Origin of the sequence: Paraburkholderia ultramafica, assembly GCF_902859915.1 — a bacterium.
GTDB lineage: Bacteria > Pseudomonadota > Gammaproteobacteria > Burkholderiales > Burkholderiaceae > Paraburkholderia > Paraburkholderia ultramafica.
The window spans coordinates 1-2,545 of record NZ_CADIKK010000119.1 but is presented as its reverse complement, the minus strand read 5'-3'; the positions used below and the strand labels follow the sequence as shown (position 1 = coordinate 2,545).

General features: G+C 65.8%; 2 protein-coding genes. Both read left to right on the top strand.

The annotated features are described in order from the left end of the window. Nucleotides 1–124: 124 nt before the first annotated feature. Nucleotides 125–1,000: a tyrosine-type recombinase/integrase gene (locus HV744_RS36375; protein ID WP_175154058.1), complete on the top strand. Its 876-nt coding sequence runs from the start codon at nucleotides 125–127 to the stop codon at nucleotides 998–1,000. A 21-nt stretch (nucleotides 1,001–1,021) separates the two neighbouring features. Next, nucleotides 1,022–2,191, top strand: coding sequence for an IS91 family transposase (locus HV744_RS36370; RefSeq protein ID WP_175154057.1), 1,170 nt, complete (start codon nucleotides 1,022–1,024; stop codon nucleotides 2,189–2,191). Nucleotides 2,192–2,545: the final 354 nt, after the last annotated feature.

Here is a 2,545-nt window from a genome sequence, read left to right as displayed (position 1 = left end):
GAACGAAACCGCTCGCGCGGTAGGGGGCTCCGGCTAAGCCCGGTGGTTTATGAGGGGGCGGCTGCGCGGTTCCGTATGTTGGCGAATGAGGCAATCCGCCTCGTTCTCCAGCAGGAGCCGAATCATGACCTCCTTACCGGCAAACGCCAGCCCACTGCGCCAGCGCATGACCGACGACATGCGCATGCGCCAGCTTGCCCCCAAGACGCAGGCCATCTATCTGCACATCGTGCGCGAGTTCGCCCGGTTTCTCGGGCGCTCACCTGACACGGCCACCGTCGAGGACCTGCGCCGTTACCAGCTCTATCTGGTCGACCACGGCACCTCGGCCGTGTCGCTGAACCACGCGATCACCGGCCTGAAGTTCTTCTTCACCGTCACGCTCGACCGGCCCGAGCTGATGGTCAGGATGCACCCGGTGCGCGTGCCCCGCATATTGCCCGTCGTGCTCAGTCCCGATGAAGTGCGGCGACTCATCGAGGCGGCCGGCAACCTGAAGCACCAGACCGCCCTGTCGGTCGCGTATGGCGCGGGGCTACGCGCCAGCGAAGTGGTCGCGCTGAAGGTCACCGACGTCGACAGCGAACGCATGACGCTGCGCATTGAGCAGGGCAAGGGCCGTCGGGACCGCTACGCCATGCTCTCGCCAGTGCTGCTCGAGCGTCTGCGTGTGTGGTGGCGCGTGGCCCGTGCGCAGGGCAGGATGCCCGATGGTGGGTGGCTGTTTCCCGGGCTCGATCCGCTCGATCAGTTAAGCACGCGACAGTTGAACCGCGCCATTCATGCCGCCGCCGAGGCTGCGAACATCGACAAGCGCGTGTCCATGCACACGCTGCGGCATAGCTTTGCGACACACCTGCTTGAACAGAAGGTGGACATCCGCGTGATCCAGGTGCTGCTCGGCCATGCGAAGCTCGAGAACACCGCGCTCTACGTCCAGGTGGCCACCGACCTGCTGCACGAGGTCACCAGTCCGCTGGACCGCCTGCCCGCCGGGTAAGCTGCGCCGCTGTAGCGCCTCATGCTGGAGGTTGCGGATATCTTCCGCAGCCACGGGCCAGCGTGGCGGGCAACCACACACCTGAGCCTGGGGCAGCTGAAGGTCATGTCAGCCATCGAACAGTGCCGCACCGCGGCGCTGGGTGGACACGTGTTGCGCTGTTCCGGCTGTGCACAGGTCGAACTCGCCTACAACTCCTGCCGCAACCGCCACTGCCCGAAGTGCCAGGCCAGTGCCGCGCGTCGCTGGCTCGATGCGCGCCAGACCGATCTGCTGCCCGTGGAGTATTACCACGTGGTGTTCACGCTGCCTGCGCCCATCAGTGCGATCGCCTGGTACAACAAGGCGGTAATCTACGGGCTCCTGTTCGACATCGCCGCCGAAACCCTCCGTACGATCGCCGCCGATCCCAGACACCTGGGCGCACAGATCGGCGCCACGCTGGTGCTGCACACCTGGGGCTCAGCACTCACGCATCATCCGCACGTGCACGGTATCGTTCCCGGCGGCGGCCTGTCGCCCGATGGTGAGCGGTGGATTGCCTGCCGCCCCGGCTTCTTCCTGCCAGTGCGCGTGCTCTCGCGCCTGTTCCGGCGCCGCTTCCTCGAAGCACTCGCAGACGCACACCGACGCGGCCAGCTGCAGTTCTTCGGCGAGTACGCCGGGCTTGCCACTGCGGCTGCCTTTGCGCGGTGGCTTGCGCCGCTGCGCACCTGCGAGTGGGTGGTCTATGCGAAGCGTCCCTTCGCCGGACCGCAAGCGGTGCTCGAGTACCTCTCACGCTATACGCACCGCGTGGCGATCTCCAACCAGCGCCTGGTCGCATTCGATGAGCGCGGCGTCACCTTCCGCTGGAAGGACTACCGTGCAACAGGACGCCCCCGCTACAAGACCATGACGCTCGAAGCCGGCGAGTTCATGCGTCGCTTTCTGCTGCATGTGCTGCCCGGCGGCTTCCATCGCATCCGTCACTACGGCCTGCTCGCCAACCCGGTGCGCCGCGCCAGCCTCGCCAAGGTGCGTGAGTTGCTGCACGTCGTACCCGAGGTCGCCACCCAGCCCGACGATCAGGAGGTTGCTGCCGTTCCGGTCTTCGTCTGCCGGCACTGCGGTGCGCCGATGATCGTCATTGAAATACTGGAACGCACTGCGCCCATTCGCGCACCACCCATACGACGAGGCGAGACTTGAGCGCAACGCTTCCTGCACGTCCAACCCGACCGTCGGCTTTGCGGCAACGCGGCCCACGAGTGGACGTTTGCGCCTGTCGCTTCAGGCGGTCCCTCGCACGTCCGCTTTACCGCCACGATTGCGCCACCGCACCGCTTCATCACTGCGTCAACGCGCATCCAGCATCCCACCGCACCACGCATCCATCAACATTGCTGGCCATCCCGGCCTATCAATCGCCATAGCCCAGGACTCCGACCGTATCGGAGTACTCCGCGGTTTCCTCCATCGAGGCTCGTTCGACGCCTGCCAGCGAAGCTCGGTGGCGCACTCACATTCCTGCGGGCGTTGGCAGGCATCGACCAACCCTAAACG